This is a genomic window from Pseudoalteromonas ostreae (genome assembly GCF_018069805.1).
Lineage (GTDB): Bacteria > Pseudomonadota > Gammaproteobacteria > Enterobacterales > Alteromonadaceae > Pseudoalteromonas > Pseudoalteromonas ostreae.
Genome location: NZ_JAGPYN010000013.1, coordinates 1 through 17,966 on the forward strand (window position 1 = coordinate 1; position 17,966 = coordinate 17,966).

Below are 17,966 nucleotides of genomic sequence, written 5' to 3' on the forward strand. Positions count from 1 at the left end.
ATTATAGAAGAAATGATCAGGGACCATGATGAAAAGAACTTTACTAGCAACGTCACTATTATTCGCCACGCATGCACAGGCTACGGTTCAGTGGCAAACTATTTATACAGAACACTTTAATGTTCATTACAGTCAAGATAACGCTGATTGGGCACGCTCTGCGGCCAATGAGCTTGAAATAGTGCGCAGCAAAGTGCTTGAGCAACAAAACCGTGCTTTAGATGAAGCGGTTGATGTGGTGGTGTTTGATCCACTCAATGCCGCTAATGGTTTTGCATTACCGGTTTCAAATAAGCCATTGATGGCGCTTTTGACTACACCACCGCAGTCAGATACAGTGATCTCAAATAATAGTGGTTGGCAGCAATTACTGGTACTGCACGAATATATTCATCTAGTGCATTTAGCACAACCTACCCGCAGTAAATGGCGTCAAGAGCTCAGGAATATCTGGGATTTATACGATATAACACACAGCGAGATGCCTCGCTGGGTGGCAGAGGGTTACGCAACATTACTTGAATCAAAAATGACTGGCCGCGGGCGATTATTTGATAATTACAGCGAAGCAATTCTAACTGAGTTTGCTCAACAAGGCGCATTACCCAGCTATGGCCAGTTAAACAGCAGCGATGGTGGCTATTTGGCCGGTTCTATGGCGTATTTAATGGGCGCTCGGTTTTTAGCTTGGTTAGAAAAAAACTATTCAGAGCAAACCCTTGATGCAGTTTGGACGCGCATGCAAGGGGTTAAGCAACGCGAATTTGATGCCGCATTCGAAGGGGTATTTGGTGGCTCTGCGAGTAAGCTGTATCGACGTTTTATTGCTGAGTATACCTATCAAGCAATGAGTAAAGAGAGAAGTGAACAGTCACTTACTAGTGAGCTTTGGTTGGCATTAGATCATTATGCTAGTGGTCCCACTTTATCACCAAATAGCGAGCAACTTGCGGTGGTGGAGCGTGATCAAGACGGTAAAACGCAGTTAAAACTCTACAGTACTGAGGATAATCTCAAAGCTGCAGAAGAGTTTAACCAAGAGCAACAAGAGCTACTCGCTGATGATCCTAAAGATGTTGCTGATAAACCACCTAAGGTGTTTAAGCGTAAGCAAAAGCAAGTCTTGAATCAAATCAACCGTGCGGGTATTCAAAACCCACAATGGCTAAATGACAACGTGTTGTATTTTTCAGCTTATAGCAGAGTTGATCACATCGATCATCAGCGTATATCAGATATATTTAGCTGGGATACGCAAACCGGTGAAGTTACCAAACTAACTGATTTAGCTGGCCTGCGGCGCTTTAGTATTGCAGATAATGGACGAACACTTTATGGAGAACAGGTTAAAGGGGGTTACTCAGAGTTAGTGCGAGTTGATTTACAAACCGGCCATGCTCAACCATTATTCGAAAAAAGCTTAGCAACGGTTTATGACTATCCAGTAATTAGCCCTGATCAGCAGCAACTCGCCTTTCTTAAAACTGAGTTTAATCATAATTGGCAATTGTATATACAAGATCTGGATAGCCAAAAATTAATTGCCGCCCCAATGCCTAAGGGATATCAATACTTATCACAACCAAGTTGGAGTGCGGATGGCAAGCAGCTTTATTTTGTTGCGGGCCTTACGGGGGCAACTGACATCTATCGTTATGATTTAACTACGCAACGTCTTTATAAACTAACTCAAGGTCAGCAAGTGGTAGCGAACCCTCTGCCATTCAAAACAGGCGAATTACTGTATTTTTCAATCAGTAGTGATGGCCCTGACATTATGCAGCTACAGGTAAATAATAACGAAGAAGAAATAACCGATTTTGCAACTAACAGTATTGCGCCATTATTGCTAGTTAATCAGCACACTTTACCGCAAGCAAAAGTGTATCAACAGCCTATAGGGGAGCAAACGAGCTATGATATATGGCAACAAAAAGCCACGTTTGCACTAGGTGAACAGTATCACTCTGCTTCAGCTGCTTTGCTGAGCGCGAGCATCAAAGGCAGTGATTTACTTAAACAGCTTGATTGGCAGTTAGGTTACAGCATTGATTTACATGACACTGCACTGCAAGGCATTTATGCCCAAGCACGCTACAGTGCGCTTGCAATCAAGTTTGACAGCCAGTTATTTTCTTATGATTTGAATGCTAGCAAGCAATATCAGCGTAGCTTGTTAAATGAACAGTCAGTACAAGGTGGCTACCTTGCTGCAAGTTTACCACTACGCTTTGGGGAGTTTAGAATTCAACCAGAGCTGGCCTATAACTACTCAGACATTGATGATGCAAATAGCAACCAAGAGCATAGCTCACAGTGGCTGGGAGTCGGCTTGAAGCAATCTTGGAGCTATGACAGACAAGATTATGCCATTGGCCAAGCGATTGATGTGCGTTGGTATAGTGGCGATAGCGACACGCAGAATTGGCAGGGCTATGATTTTGCTGCGCAGCTATTTGGTAAAGCGCTGGCAATCCCTATGTATGCTAATTATAGCCAGCAATATAGAGATGATAGTGAGTTGCGATTAGGTGGTTTTAGCTCTTCGTTGTTATCAAAAAATATTCGCAGTGACTTTGTTTTTGCACCTGAACTGCCCTTTTACAGCGCTATTGGCAAACGCTATCAAGGTTATGGTGGAGGTATTAGCTGGGCAGAAGGCATGCCATGGTTTTACTATCAACAGCATCAGATTGACCAACAGGTATACGGGCAAAGCTATGGTATGAAATGGCAAGGGTCGTTCACATTCGGCTTAGGTCCTGCCGGTTTAAATGACCTGAACTTTGATCTTGGTTTAGTTAGAGTCGAAGGTGACAGCTTTGATGATGAGCTGAGAGGCTGGCTCGGGTTTTATTACTCATTGTAAATTAATAGAGGCTTCAAGGAGCCTCTATTATCGCTTTGTCTACGTTAAGTATTAAATGTTGGGATTTGTTTTTTGCAGTCATCTAGAATGGCTTGAAAGTTAATGGTATTGCTATGTAAGTTTTTAGTGAGTATAAAATGCTGTTCTTCTGCGTGTTCGACTACTTCGTGATACCACACAGCCCAATTAAAGTAGCCGCCAGTGATCGCCAAAATTAGAATAATGGGTGAGCCAAGTACCCCTGTCATTTTATGAATATCGCTTAGTATAATTTGCAGCGTCGCCTTGAAGCGTACTGAAAATAAACGTTACCAAAATATTGATTGATATGAAATTTATACCAAGTGTCGGCATCGCGTTCGATTAAATAAACCCGATCAGCAGTATCGTCATTAAATATTTCCCAACGACCTACTACATAGCTAGGAAATTCATGCTCAGCAACCGCTATTAATTTATCAATGTTATTTCAATTCTATGCGATAAGGTGCTTTCTTGCTAACGGTAAAGTGTCAGTCTAAAAATGGAAACTGTAAGCTTAACTTGCCGCAGTAACAGTGAGTTTATTTTGTACAAATGGTTGCTTGTTTTTATAGGACCTTTACAATGCCGCGCCTTACATAAAGCATATAAAAACAGTGGTTTACATTGATTTATTGTTTTGTTTATAAGCTGCTAACTTATTAATCAATTACTAACGAGCGAGGTCTACTTTGGCGCATTACCTGCCTATTTTATCATCATTTATTTTAGTGTTTAGTTTTTTACCGCTACTCAATAAAGTCAGAAAAAACCGCAGTGTATCGGGTTTGTCATTATTAATGATGACCTTTGGGGTGGCGCAAAGTATTTACTTTATTGCATTTAATCTCTTTTTTGAACGTTACTACATGGTGCTACCATTTGTGGTGACCGGGTGTTTAAGTGGCTTAATCTTGTATTATTTTGCTCGATATAACGCCAAAACTAGAGAGCGAACTCAGTTAGCTGCGATGCTAGGTTTTTCACTGTTGCCGTTTTTATTGTTAGTAAACCCACAGCTAGAGACTGCTAACGTACTTACTTGGCTTACTTTTGTTGGCTTGGTCATGAGTTCGGTACGAGTCATGCCACAAACCTATAAAACTTTACGCAGTGGTGACATTAGCAACCTAAGTGCTCGTTATTTTAGTTTGCAGTTTATCGCAGGTGTGTGTGGGTTATTTGCAGAATTAGCGATGGCAGCACCAAGTATTTCGCATCTTTTAACGTTTGTGATGATCTTACTGACTAATGCCGCGCAACTTGGTTGTATTCAGTATTATAAAATGCGCCCTGTCGCAGCTTAACATTAGATAAATCTAATGCTCTTTTAGCTCAATTTGTGACAAGTTATTAGAAACTTAGCCTGATAAATTGAGCAAAATGTAACTCACAATCTATCAAATAGACGCTTTCACTAACGAGCTGATGTTAAACATTGGCACAGAAAATAATGTCTCCGAAACTGCGTTTACCTGCCGTCAAGCTGATGGCAGTTTTGCTATGACCTCCCCAAAGCAAGCCCCTGAGACTTGCCAGAAGTACCCAGTGAACCATTATCTGGCTTGTCTATACAACCCGTTAAGGTGTTGAAAAACAAACAAGCTTACTTTGCTATTTACAATAATGAGCAAGATGTTTTAAACCTTAAAACAGACTCTGCGTTGCTTAATGATGTGGTAGCAACAGCCCATGCTCAGTGTTAGCTAGCTGCGGTTGGTAATTATGTTTTGCACACTGTAATTGCACAACAACAAGATCTAACTCATTATTTTTTTCATTATAATTGTTCGATATCGAACACGTAGGTGTTCGGTTTTAAAAATAAAAAGGCCACACTTGAAGGGGCGGCCTTATTATTGCGTGGTTAGTTATGCTTCGAGCGCTTTATTGATTAGGCGATCGAGATACTTTTTATGTGCTTTTGTCGCTGTATCTGCACCCCATGGCGTGCTGCTGTCTGCAATTTGAGTTAATTGATAAAGCGCTGCGGTTTTTGCTAAGTTATCGTGCTTGCTTGGCTTACCTAGTCCCGCGATAGCAATTAGCTGATTGACATATTCAATTTGCAAGTTATGACTGATTGAATTAGCCGCTTTACTATCAATAAAAATACTCGCCGTTAAATCGTTCATAAACTGACTTAAGCTATATTCATTACCGTATAGTGCCGTGTCTGAGATGCGTTGCATAACAGCGGGGTGGAGTAATTGGGCTAATACTGATTTTTGCATCCCCAAAATCATTTTATGTGGTTTTGGATCTTCATTTTTGCCGTAATGATTAAAGCCGCGACGTTGTTGTTGCATGTAGTTATATAGAGGCTGCATGCTGGTAAGTACATCTGGGGCAAATACATTTTTCGCTAAAATTTGCATGGCTTGGGTTTGGCGCTCAAGTGGCACCGGTGTAAAAGGCTTAGCTGCATTTTCATCGCCCACGACGGCACGCTCTACATAAACCCCACCAATTTGACGAGATACCACGCCTGCTTGTGCACGGTATTGGCCAAATAGGCTGTTAGCAGAAGTAACAAGCTGTTGGTAAGACTCGCCTTTTACTGTAGCTTTATCTTTAAGTTCTGAAAAGAGCGTATTGATCAGTGCCATTCTATCTGCACCATAAGCTGCAGGGTTAGACGACAAGTCACCTATCATCACGCGAGGGTCTATATGGCGCCCTGGAGCACGCATGTCGTCGGCATCATTACCAAAGGCAAGCGCATGTTCGCTTGAGCGAGCAAGTATTTTATCAAGACGAGCTTGTTCTGCTGCTTCATCTTTAAGTGCTGCGCTGTAGCCGTAGTTTATTGCCCAATCATCATAAGGACCAGGCTTGGTTTGGAAAATATCACCCTGAGCCATACCAATAGGAGCAATATTAGCAGGGGCATAATCCATCACTGACCCTGTTACGATCCCTTGTGTTTTATTTTTGTCGTGAACGTCTTTTTCATTCCACAAAATGGATGATTTCATATTGTGGTTTAAACCTAGTGTGTGGCCAACTTCATGTAACACTAGTTGGGTTAAACCTTGACGTAATATTTCTTTTTCTTCAATGCTTGCACCGGTTGAAAGGCTGTTTGCTAGCATCATATTTTGTTGTATTTCATGTCCTAGCGAGCAGTTTAGTTCATCGGTATTAGCAGCACCATTGCTGTGGCTCATAGTGCCTTGTGTAAATAGCGTATCGTAAATCCAGCGATTTTTCATAAATACAAACTCAAGCATGATGTCTGAGCCTAAAATTTCACCGGTTAATGGGTTTGCTAGGGCTGGACCGTAGCCGCCAAATGGTGGCTTTGGTGATGAAGTCCAACGTAGCACGTTGTAGTTGATGTCGCCTGCGTCCCAATCGGCATCGTCAGGCTGGATCTTTACTTCAATAGCATTTTTAAAACCCGCTTTTTCAAATGAGCTATTCCATGCTAGGGTCGCTTTTGCAATAGTGTCGCGCCACTCAATAGGGGTGGTATTTTCGATCCACCAAGTAATTGGTTTTACAGGCTCAGATAATTCGGCACTTGGATCTTTCTTTTGTAAATCCCAACGTTTGATTACATCTTTATAAGGTGCCCAATCAGCAGAGGTCATTTGGTCAAACTGATTAGTAAAGTAACCAATTCGTGCATCATCAATACGCGGCTGGTAACTATTTTTTGGTAATGCTACAAATGAATGCTGTATTTTTACTGACACATTGCGAGGATCGCTGACTGCACTAGAGCCGCGAACACTTGGGTTGGCGTTCTCGAATACGTAATCTACAACAACGTCTAAGTTGTTAGGGTAAGGACGCTGTTTGATAATGCGCGATTTCTTATCGCTCAATTTGCCAACTTTAAAGCGCTTTTTGGCATTTTTATCGTCAGGGTTTGGCGAAGGAGATACTTTATGCAATGCTTCACTTAAAAATAGCTTATTTACATTAAAGGCTATTTTGCCTTGTTCTTGTTTTTCAATTTTTATGCTGGCAAGTACTGCTTCACTAATGTTTGCATCAGCTGCTTTGGCGATAGCGCTATTCTCATCAAATTGATAACGAGGCGTTTTACTGACGATATCAATACGATCAAAGTATTTTCTGAATTCGATGAGTTTAGTTTCACGGTATGCACCGCGAAAGTGCCCCGCGTCGGTAACGCCATCAACTGTGTGGGCAAAGTACACAAACGGGGTATCAAGTTGTGACTCATCAATTACCATGAGGTGTTCGCCGGTTTTTTCATCTTGGTAGAGGCTAAATATACCGGCAAATTCGGTTTTATCCTTGATTAATTCAGCAATGTTTTTTTCTTTTTTATCGTCTTTTTTATCTGCGGCCAAAGCGTGGCCGTTGGTCGCTAAAGCTAAACTTAATGCTAGCGTAAGGGTTGTTAACTTCATTTTATGCTCTTTGTTTTACTTGTTAAAAATCGTATTCAGTGTACCCAAATCGGCTTTGGATAAAACAAATCTAAGATAAAACTCCAAGAATAACCATTAACATATTGATTTATAGTTACTATTTTTTTGTATCAAAATATGACAAGTGATTTTGAAATAAGAGTTAAGCACTCTTGTGTGAAGGTTTGAATTTTTTGTAACAGTTCCTTACAAATGTCACGTTAATGTTTCATATAGCTCTGTTATTATGGCCCTAGTAGAAATTTAAGGGTATTGATTATGCGAACACGTATTTTGAAATGGACGCTTCCTTTTGTCGCTCTTAGCGTAGGAATTGCAGGTTTTGTTGGGATAAATGCAATTGCCCAAGAACCAGAAAAAAAAGAAGTTGTTGATACACGGCCGGTTGTTAAGGTTGAGCCTGTGGCTGCTAATAACCATCAGGTTATCATTAATAGCTATGGTGAGGTTAGGCCATTGGAGAGCACGTATTTATCAGCACAAGTGTCGGGTGAAGTGGTTAGTTGGCATCCTAATTTTGTGGCTGGTGGGGTTGTTGCTCGTGGCGCAACATTATTCACTATTGAAAAAGATAACTATCAAGCCGCTTTATTACAAGCTGAAGCTGAACTTGCACAAGCTCAAGCGCAACTCATCGAAGAGCAAGCGCAAGCGCAAGTTGCAGCAGATGAAGTAAAACGCTTCCCAGGTAAAGAGCGCACAGCCTTGTTTTTACGCGAACCGCAAGTCCTGAGCGCACAAGCATCTGTTAAATCAGCACAAGCACGATTAAAGCGTGCGCAACGTGATTTAGATAATTGCGAAGTAACAGCTCCTTATGATGCACTGATTGTGAGCCGCGATATTGGTGTAGGCCAGTATATTAATATGGGCACACAAATCGGCGAGTTAAATAACATTGAAACAGCCGAAGTGATTATTCCTATCGCGGGTTTTGATAGTGTATTTTTACCTGATCGAGTTAAAGGTATTAGAGCAACGGTAATTAAAACTGGTTTACACGGATTTACCCGTGAAGCTGTGGTGGATCGTGATTTAGGTATTATTGATAGCGCAACTCGTATGAGTAACTTAGTTGTTCGTATAGATGACCCATATGGATTGGTTAATAAGCAGCAGGCAATTAAATATGGCAGTTATGTACAAGTCAATTTTGCTGGCACTATGCTTAATAATATCTACCGTTTACCGCAAGAGCTGGTGAATAACCAAATGGTATGGATTGTTAATGATGATCAGCAACTTGAGCCACGTAAAGTGAAAGTGATCCGCGAAGAGGGAGAGTTCTTTTATATTAGCGATGGCTTAGAAGCTGATGATAAATTGGTTATTACCTTACCAGAGTATCCGCAAAAAGGCATGGCAGTGAAAATCGCTGGTGTGCAGGATGTTAAAAAAGTTGATGCACTCGATAGTGCAGCTACTGAAAAACTATAAAGGGTAGACTGCGTTATGAGTAACACTGAACTACCAAATACGCCAGACTCAACGGTTGAAAAGCAGACTGGTATTATTGCCTACTTTGCTAATAACTCTGTAGCGGCTAATTTAATGATGGTTTTCATTATAGTAATGGGGATCATTAGTTTTTTAACCATTCAACGACAAATGTTCCCGAACATTGAAATTAATTACATTACAATTGATGCGAATTACCCTGGCGCGTCACCGCAAGAGATGGAGGAAAGTATCCTCGTTAAGATTGAAGAGTCTTTAAAAGATATTACCGAAATTAAAAAAGGTGTATATCGCGCATTTCGTAACGGCGGCAGCGCCCAGCTAGAAATCAATACTGATGCAGAGCTCACCGATGTGCTGGATAAGATTAAACTGCGGGTCGATGGGATTGCGACTTTCCCCGCAGGCATGGAGCCGGTCACCATAAGTCAAATAGAGTTTCGCCAAGATGTAATAGGCATGACATTAGTTGCCGACCTACCACTGAATGAGCTCAAACCGATAGCTAACCGCATTGAAGATGAGCTATTACAGCTATCAAATGTATCACTGGTGGTCAATGATGTACCACTGGATGAAATTGCCATTGAGATTGAACCAGACACATTACGTCGTTACAACTTAACCTTAAGCGAAGTCGCTGATGCTGTGCGTCGTTATTCAGCCAACTTTTCAGCAGGACAATTAAAAACCGATGCTGGGGTTATTTCTGTACGAGTTGAAAATCAACTGTATTCAGGTGAGGAGTTTCGCCAAATACCGGTAAAAATTGGTAATAACGGCGCAAAAGTTTTACTGCAAGATATTGCGATTATTAAAGATCAGTTCACCGAAGGAGAGCGTTACTTTAAGTTTAATGGTGAGAATGCGGTTTATTTATCGGTAAAAGCGACGGAAGATCAAAGTATTATTCCGGTTGCGGATTCAGTTAAAGCGTTTATTGATCAAAAAAATAAAGACTTACCGCCGGGTGTACGCTTAGAGCCATTAATGGATATGACCTATTACTTAAATGCTCGCTTAGATATGATGGTAACCAACCTGATCCAAGGTGCAATTTTAGTCGCTATTATGCTTTCTTTGTTTTTACGTTTTAAGCTTGCGGTATGGGTAATGATTGGCTTGCCGGTGTGCTTTTTAGGCGCCATGATGATGATGCCGCTGTTTGGTGTAACCATTAATATCTTGTCATTATTTGCCTTTATTATGGTGTTAGGGATTGTGGTGGATGACGCCATTGTCATCGGAGAAAGCGCCTACACCGAAATAGAGAAAAAAGGCGGCGGAGTTGTTAATGTTGTCAACGGTGCTAAAAAAGTCGCAACCCCAGCAACCTTTGGGGTGTTAACCACAGTAGCGGTATTTGCGCCATTTACGTTATCGACAGGCCCTGAAAGTGCATTCTTTTTTGGGATTGCCGTTGTGGTTATGTTGTGTTTAATATTTAGCTTAATCGAATCAAAACTGATTTTACCGGCGCATATTGCCCATACTAACTTCCCGCCAATTAAACCAGATAGCTGGCGTGCGCGTTTTAACAAACGCTTTTTTGGCTTTGTAAATGGGCCATATAGGCGCTTTATTGTACGCTGTGTTGAATGGCGTTGGGCGGTATTTTTCTCGTTTGTTGCGTTGCTAATTATTACTTTTTCCTTAATTGCATCAAATCAAGTGCGTACTGGCTTTATGCCGAAGATCCCGCATGATTATCCGCAAATTAACCTAGAGATGAACGACAATGTTTCAGATATGCAAACTATTGAAGCAATTCGTGAAATTGAGGCAATGGTAATTGCCGTTGATAAAGACACTGAGCGCGAATATGGTCAAAAACTAATTAGAGATGTTTTAGTTTTTAATCAAGGCCGCACAGAAGCACAATTACTAGCGCCATTGGTTGAAGAAGATTTACGCCCTTATAATGCATTTGAGCTTTCTCGTCGTTGGCGTGAACAGATGCCTGTGATTGCTGGCGTTAAGTCGTTAACGATTTATGATGATGTAAATAGTCCAGATGGTGGTGATGGTGAGTTTGGTTACTTGCTTTATGGCTCAGATATCGACACATTAAATGATGCCGGACGTCGATTTATTCAATTATTGCAGCAGCAAGAAGGCTTATTTGATATTAGCTCCACCATCGACCCAGCAAGTAAAGAAGTGCAAATGAGCTTAAAACCAGTCGCGTATGATTTAGGCTTAGACTTAGCATCAATAGCAAACCAAGTTGGCGCCAGTTTTTACGGTGGTGAAGCGCAGCGTGTAATTCGCCGTGGTGAAGAAGTGCGGGTGATGGTGCGTTACCCGAAATTAACCCGTGAAGCGTTTTCATCGCTCAAGCATGCGGTTATCACCACACCGCAAGGTAAAGAAGTATTACTAGGCGATGTGGTTGAGCTGACTGAAAAACCGGGTATTAGCTATATTCGCCGCGAAGGTGGTTATCGTACCGTGTATGTTTATGGCAATATTGACGAAGAAGTGATTGAGCCAAACGAAGTCATTAATCAAGTTAAAGATAAATTATTGCCACAACTCAAAGAAGAGTTCCCAAGTGTTAAATCTGAGCTTGGTGGCGCTATTGAAGAGCAACAAGCACAAGCCAACCAGCAAAAAATGTTCTTTGTTGGTGGCATGATCCTAGTGTATATCTTATTAGCTGTACCACTGAAAAGTTACGCACAACCTTTGATTGTGATGTCGGTGATCCCATTTAGTTTGACGGGGGCAGTATGGGGGCATTATTGGTTTGGCTTAGATCTAACCTTAATGTCGGGCTTTGGTATCATTGCCGCAGCGGGCGTGGTTATTAATGATTCGCTGGTGATGACCGACTTTGTTAACCAAGCTCGCCGAGAAGGTATCGCGATTAAAGATGCGGTGATAGAGGCAGGTTGTGCCCGCTTTAGACCAATATTGCTGACATCAATCACGACCTTTGCGGGCGTATTGCCGATTATGTTTGAAACCAGCTTACAGGCAAAATTTGTAATACCTATGGCTGTAGCGCTTGGGTTTGCAGTAATGTTTGCAACCTTAATCACGTTAATATTAGTACCGTGTTTGTACATCATAATGAGCGATATAGGTAAGGTGTTTAAAGCTTTACTCACTATGATTGGACGCTTATTTAAACGTAGAAAAGTACAGCAATTAGATAGCTAGTTTAATTCGTTACTATACACTTTCAAAGCCAATATATGATGTATTGGCTTTTTGTTTTTATATACCTAAGTATTGGTTTTTATTGGCAGTTACATTCTTTAGTTTGATCTTTGAGCTATGGCACATTATACTCCCGCTGTTTTGGCAAACTAATCGAAAGGTTAGGACGCAAAGTTTTCGGTCTAAGGTTTTAGTAATAAAACTAAGATAGTGGGGCCGTTGCACTGGGTAATATTAGCCTCACTGTGTGTCATCAGCCCTACTATATAGTTAAAAAGTATTTCTTTTATCTAATTAATATTGGATAGTATCTATTAGATATTCTTAAGGTGGTGCTTTGTTTATGCATACGTCATTAGCCTGTGGAAATTGGATGCCAATAGGTTGTCTAAATCATCATACCCAATTATTTGTAGGTGATATGGTGACAGTGACTTTTTATGACACGCAAGGAGAGCTAGTCGATTTATCATTTAAATATGAAATTATCACCGAAGAACAAGGTGAGCCACATAATTGGCCACGTTATGTGGCTGAGTATATTAATACCCATATACCACTAGTTGAAGCTGGAAGAATGACTGAGCAAGGCTTGGTTGTTGCTTATCGTTCCAATCAGATCTATGCACTTGAAGGTTGCGGGATTATTCGTGCGGAATTAACGTTTCAATGTATAGCTAAATGTGATGATTACCAAGCTGTTAAGCCTGAATATGATTACATCTACCCTGAAAAGTGTGGTGTTTATAATGCAGGAGTAAAGGTATTACAGCCAAAAACAGGCTTAATTTATAAATGCAAGCCTTGGCCTTTTAGTCAGTTTTGCAATGTAAAAGAAGAAAAAAACCCATTATATGAGCCTGGCGTGGGACAAAGTTGGCATCTGGCCTGGCAGCAAGTTTCCCCTTAATGCTAGTTAGCATTTTTCGGCCCACACTTTGAGTGGGCTTTTTTATGTACTTTTGAAAATTATGTTAAACTCCAGCCATCGAAATTTTTTATTGGTTTTTCTGTGGCTCTATCAAACTTATCGTTGTCTTCACTTTTAAATGCTCCTGTTGCACGTAAACAGCCGCACACGTTAACAACACACCAAAAAATACGCATTGATGATTATTATTGGATGCGTGATGACGAACGTACAGAGCCAGCGATGCTGGCACATTTAGCTGCTGAAAATGATTATTGTGAGCAGCAGTTAGCGCCAATTAAGCCACTGAAAACCGCATTATTTGACGAGCTAAAAGAGCGTATAGTTAAAGATGACAATACTTTTCCCGTTAAAGATGGTCAGTACTGGTATCACTCTGAAGTTCGTGGTGATGATGAGTATTCTCGTCATTACCGTAGTCGTCAAATAGATGCGGTAGATAAGCAACTATTGTTAGATGTAAATATGCTGGCATCAGGCTATGAATTTTATGAGTTGGGCGAAGTGGCAATTAGTCCTAATGAACAATTGTTGGCTTACTCTGAAGATATTGATGGTCGCCGTATCTATACCGTAAAGTTTAAGATCATTGATAACGATGGTTTACTTGACGATGTATTAGAAAACACCGAAGGCCAAATCGTTTGGGCAAACGACAATAAAACCGTATTTTATGTTAAGAAAGATCTAAAAACCTTACTCGGTTACCAAGTTTATCGCCATGTTTTAGGTACTAGCCAAGCGCACGATGTACTGGTTTATGAAGAGCAAGATCGTAGTTTTTTTATGGGCTTAGGTAAAAGCCGTGATGAAAGCCTAATTATTATTGATTTAGCCACTACAGAAACGAACGATACTTGGGTGTTAGATGCTGATCAGCCACTCGGTGAATTTACCCAATTAATGCCACGCGAGGAAGGCCACGAGTTTGATGTTGATAAACTCGGCGACATGTATTATATCGTAACCAATTGGCAAGCCAAAAACTTTCGTTTAATGACTGCAACAGCGGCAACTATTGCAGATAGAAATCAGTGGTTTGAACATACGCCTCACAGAGAAGAGGTGTTGTTTGAAGGCGTTGAATTATTTAACGATTTTTTAGTGTTAACTGAGCGAGAGCAGGGACAAACCCGCTTTGTAGTGATCAATAAGCAACAGCAGCGTATGACCTTAGCGTTTGATGATCCTTGCTTTTATGCATCAGTGGCTATGAATCCTGAACCAAACTCTCAATCGGCTCGCATCTATTATTCAAGCTTGACCACACCAGGGTCACTTTATGAGGTTAACTTAAGTTCTGGCGATAAAACACTACTTAAACAACAGCAAGTGCTGGGTAGATTTGATGCTGAAAATTATGTCTCAGAACGATTAATGATCACCGCCCAAGATGGTGTGAAAGTACCTGTGTCACTGGTTTATCGTAAAGAGTTATTTAAAAAAGATGGTACTAACCCGTTATTTCAATACGGTTATGGAGCCTACGGCATAACCATCGATCCGAGTTTTTCGAGCACTTCACTAAGCTTACTCGACCGTGGTTTTGTGTATGCGATAGCGCATGTTCGTGGTAGTGAAATGCTGGGACGTGATTGGTATGAACAAGGTAAAAAGCAGTATAAACAAAATAGCTTTAACGACTTTATTGATGTAACCAAAGCATTAGTTGAACAAGGTTATGGTGCGAAAGATAAAGTGTTTGCTTCAGGCGGTAGTGCTGGTGGCTTACTAATGGGGGCGATTGTCAATCAAGCTCCTGAGCTTTATTTAGGTGTGGGCTGCCATGTGCCATTTTTAGATGTGCTAACCACTATGCTGGATGAATCAATTCCGCTCACCACCAATGAATACGATGAATGGGGCAATCCAAATGACCCAGCTTATTATGATGTGATTGCAAAGTATTCACCGTATGACAATATTGCTGCTCAGGCGTATCCGAATATATTAGTTACTACGGGGCTGTATGACTCGCAAGTGCAATATTGGGAGCCGATGAAATGGGTGGCTAAAATGCGTGAATATAAAACTGACGATAATATTTTGGTGTTTAAAACCGATATGGATGCTGGTCACGGCGGTGCATCAGGGCGTTTTAAAAGCTTGGAAGAAAAAGCATTAGAGATGGCCTTTTTTATCAGTTTGGCTGATTAAGTTTACTGTTTTATGTAATCGAGTTTAGTTGCTAAGGTAGCTATTGTTGAAGCGATTAGTAAGTTCATCGCTTTGATTTTAAACAATAAAAATGCCACTTTTAACAGTGGCGTTTTTGTTATCGGAGTCTTAATTTAAATATGCTTTAAGCATCCACACGAGCTTCTCTTGCTCAGTTATATAATCACTCATCAATGAAGCCGTACCTTCATCTTGTGCATCACTTGCTTGCTCTAAAATATCGCGCTGCATTTTAATTAAGGTACTGTAACCTGCGAGCAAGTTTTCTACGGCAGCTTCACCATCACTGATATTTTTTGCTTCTTTAATTTTGCTGATCTCTAAGTAGTCAGAAAATGCATGCAGTGGTGCGCCATCAAGCGTTAAAATACGCTCAGCTATTTCATCTACTTTTAATAGCAGTAGATTATAAATTTCTTCAAATTTAACGTGTAGTTCAAAAAAGTTGCGACCTTTAATATTCCAATGAAAACCACGGGCATTCATATATTGAATTTGATAACTACTTAGCAGGGTATTGAGTGACTTGACGATATCTTCACTTTTAGCGCTGTTAAGGCCGATTGCGTTTACCTGTGACATAACTTCTCCTTAATAAACTGATAAGATATTTTTGAATGACTGAGAGCAAGTATTAGCCATAATTAATGAACTGTAAAATGGTTAAAATTGATAACCTCAATAGATTTTACCTATTAGCCAACCTGCTGTAGTAATCAACTTGTTCGCACAATAGAGATGGGCTCCAATCTTTAAAAAACCACCCCAAAAATCAAAATAACCGCAAATCGTTTAATAAAAATACAATAAGATGATCTAAAACAAGCTTTTATAGCAAGCTATTACATGGCGAGTGGTTATTTGATTTAGGTCAAAATTTGCATTTTTAGTCGGCGCATAATCAACCTAGATTAATTACATGGAGAGATAACATGCAGGCTAAAACACAAAAAGAAAGTAAAATGGAATTAGTTGTTATTGGCATAGCGTTGATTGCATTTGTAGTTGGCTTAGTCGGCCATTTAGCAGGAGCAAGCTTTGCTAACTTTGATACCTTTGGTTATATCGCAGCGCCAACACCACTGATCTTAGCAATCATTGCATTTGTTGCCTATAAAGTGGCTGCTAGTGCAGAAGATTAAACCAGCAACTCAACAATATAATTCATCACTTGGCGTGAGTAGATCATACTGGTGTGACTTAAATGAAACACTTTATGTTCTGCCATGCCATTGAGCTTGGTTTCGTCAAGTAATACAGTACCATCTGATTGACTGCCTTTGGCAATTAGCGGCATGAGGCCGATCGGTAAGTCGCCAGCAATACTATAAAGCTTGGCATTAAATGGCCAATCACCATTTACGGTCAGTAAAAATTCCACACTGTTTTTTAAAAAAACATCAAAGCCTTTTTGCTGCATTCTGCGGGCTATATGGCTGCCTTTATGCGGTGTGCCTAAGGTGATGACTTTTTCAACGTTTTGGCTTTGCTCTGAATTTGCTGCTAAATAGGCTCGCGCCACCAGTCCGCCCATTGAGTGACACACGAGTGCTGTACTTTTATTATCAATAAAATTATCAATTTGTTTAAAAATAGCGGCGCGATCGGGAGACAATGTATTATAAGAGAGGTTGAGAATATCCAGCCCAGATTTTTCGAGCTGCGAGCATAAAGGGCGCATTACAAAGCCAGACATATACAATCCGTGTAATACCACAACGCGTTTAGTCGTCATACACCCTCAAAATCTATTGAACCTACAATTACATTAATTGTACAGGTTTTATTTCAATGTTAACTGAATCAGAGCTCACCCATACATCACCATCTTGAATGGTAATCGTCAGCGATATATTGCGATCAACCAGCGCTGCCAGTGCTTGAGTTGCAGCAAAATCTAAACTAAAAATGCTTAAATTTTTAAACTCATACAATTTAGGTTGATGCTTTTGCCACCAAATTGCTTGGTTGTTTTCACCATAAGTGTATAGCACCACTTTTTTAGCTTTATTACAGGCTTTTTTAACACGCTTTTCATCAGGTAAACCAAGCTCAACCCACAGCTCGATCTCATCGCTATAGCTTTTATGCCACAGCTCTGGTTCATCATCAGCCGATAGCCCCTTGGTAAATTCTAAACCATCACACGCATTAAGTGCATAGGCAAGCAAGCGGATCATCAAGCGTTGCTCGGTTTCTGAAGGGTGTTGTGCCAAGGTTAAATTAAAGTCTTGGTATACGTTGCGGTCCATATCGCTTAGCGATAACTGCGCTTTAATAATCGTCGATTTAAGAGCCATAACAGTTTATTTAAAAAAATTTTCGCCAGTATAGCGCATTAATACCCAAACCACCTCAAGATACAGAGCCCAGCGTTTCACTGGGGGTTAATACCAAGGCGTAACTTTGCAAAAGAGTAGTCACTGTTAAGTAGCCATAACGCAGAGAGCAAGTTGCTGTGAAACGTCCTAAGGATTGGTTTAAAAGCGATTGATACTGCGTTATTGATTTTAACAATAGAACCACTATTACTTGCAATCAATGCCTTGCCTAAATCAATTTTAATTCCAACTGAAACTCAGACCTTAAGGTGGTATGAGTATATCCTGAGCCAGTTAAAAATTACATACTCTGTAAGGTTATGAACTAATAACCAACCGGAGAAATTCCATGCGTTTAATCAAATTAAAAGAAGTTATACAAAAAACATCACTTGGTCGTTCAACAATTTATGAGTTTATAACTAAAGGCTCATTTCCAAAGCAAGTATCGTTAGGTGCCAAATCGGTAGCTTGGCTTGAGTCAGAAGTTGATGATTGGATAATGGAAAGAATTGGTGAAAGGGAAGTGTAAAGAAAATAAAACTATTTATAAACTGAAGCAGCAGATTGATTATATAGAATTTGTGGTAGTATTATTTGGATGAAAAGTAAGT

General features: G+C 40.4%; 12 protein-coding genes, 2 pseudogenes and 1 riboswitch. Of the genes and pseudogenes, 9 read left to right on the forward strand and 5 right to left on the reverse strand.

Annotation, left to right across the window (positions count from 1 at the left end):
- The first annotated feature begins 28 nt into the window (after positions 1 to 28).
- Positions 29 to 2,869 carry a TolB family protein gene (locus J7338_RS11725; RefSeq protein ID WP_210797345.1) on the forward strand — a complete coding sequence of 947 codons (2,841 nt, stop codon included), beginning with the start codon at positions 29 to 31 and terminating at the stop codon, positions 2,867 to 2,869.
- Positions 2,870 to 2,916: 47 nt separating this feature from the next.
- Here J7338_RS11725 and J7338_RS11730 read toward each other — a convergent pair.
- Positions 2,917 to 3,332, reverse strand: a pseudogene (locus tag J7338_RS11730) (PepSY domain-containing protein); the annotation flags it as partial.
- 250 nt (positions 3,333 to 3,582) lie between these two features.
- Between J7338_RS11730 and J7338_RS11735 the strand changes: the two are divergent.
- Entirely contained in the window at positions 3,583 to 4,197 is a 615-nt protein-coding gene (locus tag J7338_RS11735) for a PQ-loop repeat-containing protein (protein WP_210797233.1), read from the forward strand.
- Positions 4,198 to 4,318: 121 nt separating this feature from the next.
- Positions 4,319 to 4,581: pseudogene (locus J7338_RS11740) on the forward strand (phenazine biosynthesis protein PhzF); the annotation flags it as partial.
- A 180-nt stretch (positions 4,582 to 4,761) separates the two neighbouring features.
- Here the strand turns inward: J7338_RS11740 and J7338_RS11745 are convergent.
- A complete protein-coding gene (locus J7338_RS11745; RefSeq protein ID WP_210797234.1) occupies positions 4,762 to 7,278 on the reverse strand; it encodes a zinc-dependent metalloprotease in 2,517 nt (838 codons plus the stop codon).
- A gap of 279 nt (positions 7,279 to 7,557) precedes the next feature.
- On the opposite strand from J7338_RS11745, the gene J7338_RS11750 reads away from it, so the two are divergent.
- The 4 genes from J7338_RS11750 (at position 7,558) to J7338_RS11765 (ending at position 15,010) form a co-directional block, all read left to right on the forward strand.
- A complete protein-coding gene (locus J7338_RS11750) occupies positions 7,558 to 8,736 on the forward strand; it encodes an efflux RND transporter periplasmic adaptor subunit (RefSeq protein ID WP_210797235.1) in 1,179 nt (392 codons plus the stop codon).
- 15 nt (positions 8,737 to 8,751) lie between these two features.
- Entirely contained in the window at positions 8,752 to 11,922 is a 3,171-nt protein-coding gene (locus J7338_RS11755) for an efflux RND transporter permease subunit (RefSeq protein ID WP_210797236.1), read from the forward strand.
- Positions 11,923 to 12,055: 133 nt separating this feature from the next.
- Positions 12,056 to 12,146: riboswitch (cyclic di-GMP riboswitch) on the forward strand.
- A 119-nt stretch (positions 12,147 to 12,265) separates the two neighbouring features.
- Positions 12,266 to 12,832: a chitin-binding protein gene (locus tag J7338_RS11760; RefSeq protein WP_210797237.1), complete on the forward strand. Its 567-nt coding sequence runs from the start codon at positions 12,266 to 12,268 to the stop codon at positions 12,830 to 12,832.
- Between the two features lie 102 nt (positions 12,833 to 12,934).
- Positions 12,935 to 15,010: a S9 family peptidase gene (locus J7338_RS11765; RefSeq protein ID WP_210797238.1), complete on the forward strand. Its 2,076-nt coding sequence runs from the start codon at positions 12,935 to 12,937 to the stop codon at positions 15,008 to 15,010.
- 129 nt (positions 15,011 to 15,139) lie between these two features.
- Here J7338_RS11765 and J7338_RS11770 read toward each other — a convergent pair whose 3' ends face one another.
- Positions 15,140 to 15,613, reverse strand: coding sequence for a Dps family protein (locus J7338_RS11770; RefSeq protein WP_210797239.1), 474 nt, complete (start codon positions 15,611 to 15,613; stop codon positions 15,140 to 15,142).
- Positions 15,614 to 15,963: 350 nt separating this feature from the next.
- Between J7338_RS11770 and J7338_RS11775 the strand changes: the two genes are divergently transcribed.
- The gene (locus J7338_RS11775; RefSeq protein WP_149982248.1) at positions 15,964 to 16,173 is read left to right on the forward strand and encodes a hypothetical protein; all 210 of its coding nucleotides are present in this window, start codon (positions 15,964 to 15,966) and stop codon (positions 16,171 to 16,173) included.
- Here J7338_RS11775 and J7338_RS11780 read toward each other — a convergent pair.
- Both J7338_RS11780 and J7338_RS11785 read right to left on the reverse strand, forming a co-directional pair.
- Positions 16,170 to 16,766: a lipase family alpha/beta hydrolase gene (locus J7338_RS11780; RefSeq protein WP_210797240.1), complete on the reverse strand. Its 597-nt coding sequence runs from the start codon at positions 16,764 to 16,766 to the stop codon at positions 16,170 to 16,172. The genes J7338_RS11775 and J7338_RS11780 overlap by 4 nt on opposite strands.
- 28 nt (positions 16,767 to 16,794) lie before the next feature.
- Positions 16,795 to 17,331 carry a YaeQ family protein gene (locus tag J7338_RS11785; protein WP_210797241.1) on the reverse strand — a complete coding sequence of 179 codons (537 nt, stop codon included), beginning with the start codon at positions 17,329 to 17,331 and terminating at the stop codon, positions 16,795 to 16,797.
- A gap of 370 nt (positions 17,332 to 17,701) precedes the next feature.
- Here J7338_RS11785 and J7338_RS11790 point away from each other — a divergent pair, with 370 nt between their 5' ends.
- Complete coding sequence (locus tag J7338_RS11790) at positions 17,702 to 17,884, forward strand: AlpA family transcriptional regulator (RefSeq protein WP_210797242.1); 183 nt, start codon at positions 17,702 to 17,704, stop codon at positions 17,882 to 17,884.
- Positions 17,885 to 17,966 lie beyond the last annotated feature (82 nt).

Excerpts from the sequence above, each read along its gene's own strand:
- J7338_RS11725 (WP_210797345.1), top strand. The coding sequence starts at position 29 with ATGAAAAGAACTTTACTAGCAACGTCACTATTATTCGCCACGCATGCA.
- J7338_RS11745 (WP_210797234.1), bottom strand. The coding sequence starts at position 7,278 with ATGAAGTTAACAACCCTTACGCTAGCATTAAGTTTAGCTTTAGCGACC.
- J7338_RS11750 (WP_210797235.1), top strand. The coding sequence starts at position 7,558 with ATGCGAACACGTATTTTGAAATGGACGCTTCCTTTTGTCGCTCTTAGC.
- J7338_RS11755 (WP_210797236.1), top strand. The coding sequence starts at position 8,752 with ATGAGTAACACTGAACTACCAAATACGCCAGACTCAACGGTTGAAAAG.
- J7338_RS11760 (WP_210797237.1), top strand. The coding sequence starts at position 12,266 with ATGCATACGTCATTAGCCTGTGGAAATTGGATGCCAATAGGTTGTCTA.
- J7338_RS11770 (WP_210797239.1), bottom strand. The coding sequence starts at position 15,613 with ATGTCACAGGTAAACGCAATCGGCCTTAACAGCGCTAAAAGTGAAGAT.
- J7338_RS11775 (WP_149982248.1), top strand. The coding sequence starts at position 15,964 with ATGCAGGCTAAAACACAAAAAGAAAGTAAAATGGAATTAGTTGTTATT.
- J7338_RS11780 (WP_210797240.1), bottom strand. The coding sequence starts at position 16,766 with ATGACGACTAAACGCGTTGTGGTATTACACGGATTGTATATGTCTGGC.
- J7338_RS11785 (WP_210797241.1), bottom strand. The coding sequence starts at position 17,331 with ATGGCTCTTAAATCGACGATTATTAAAGCGCAGTTATCGCTAAGCGAT.
- J7338_RS11790 (WP_210797242.1), top strand. The coding sequence starts at position 17,702 with ATGCGTTTAATCAAATTAAAAGAAGTTATACAAAAAACATCACTTGGT.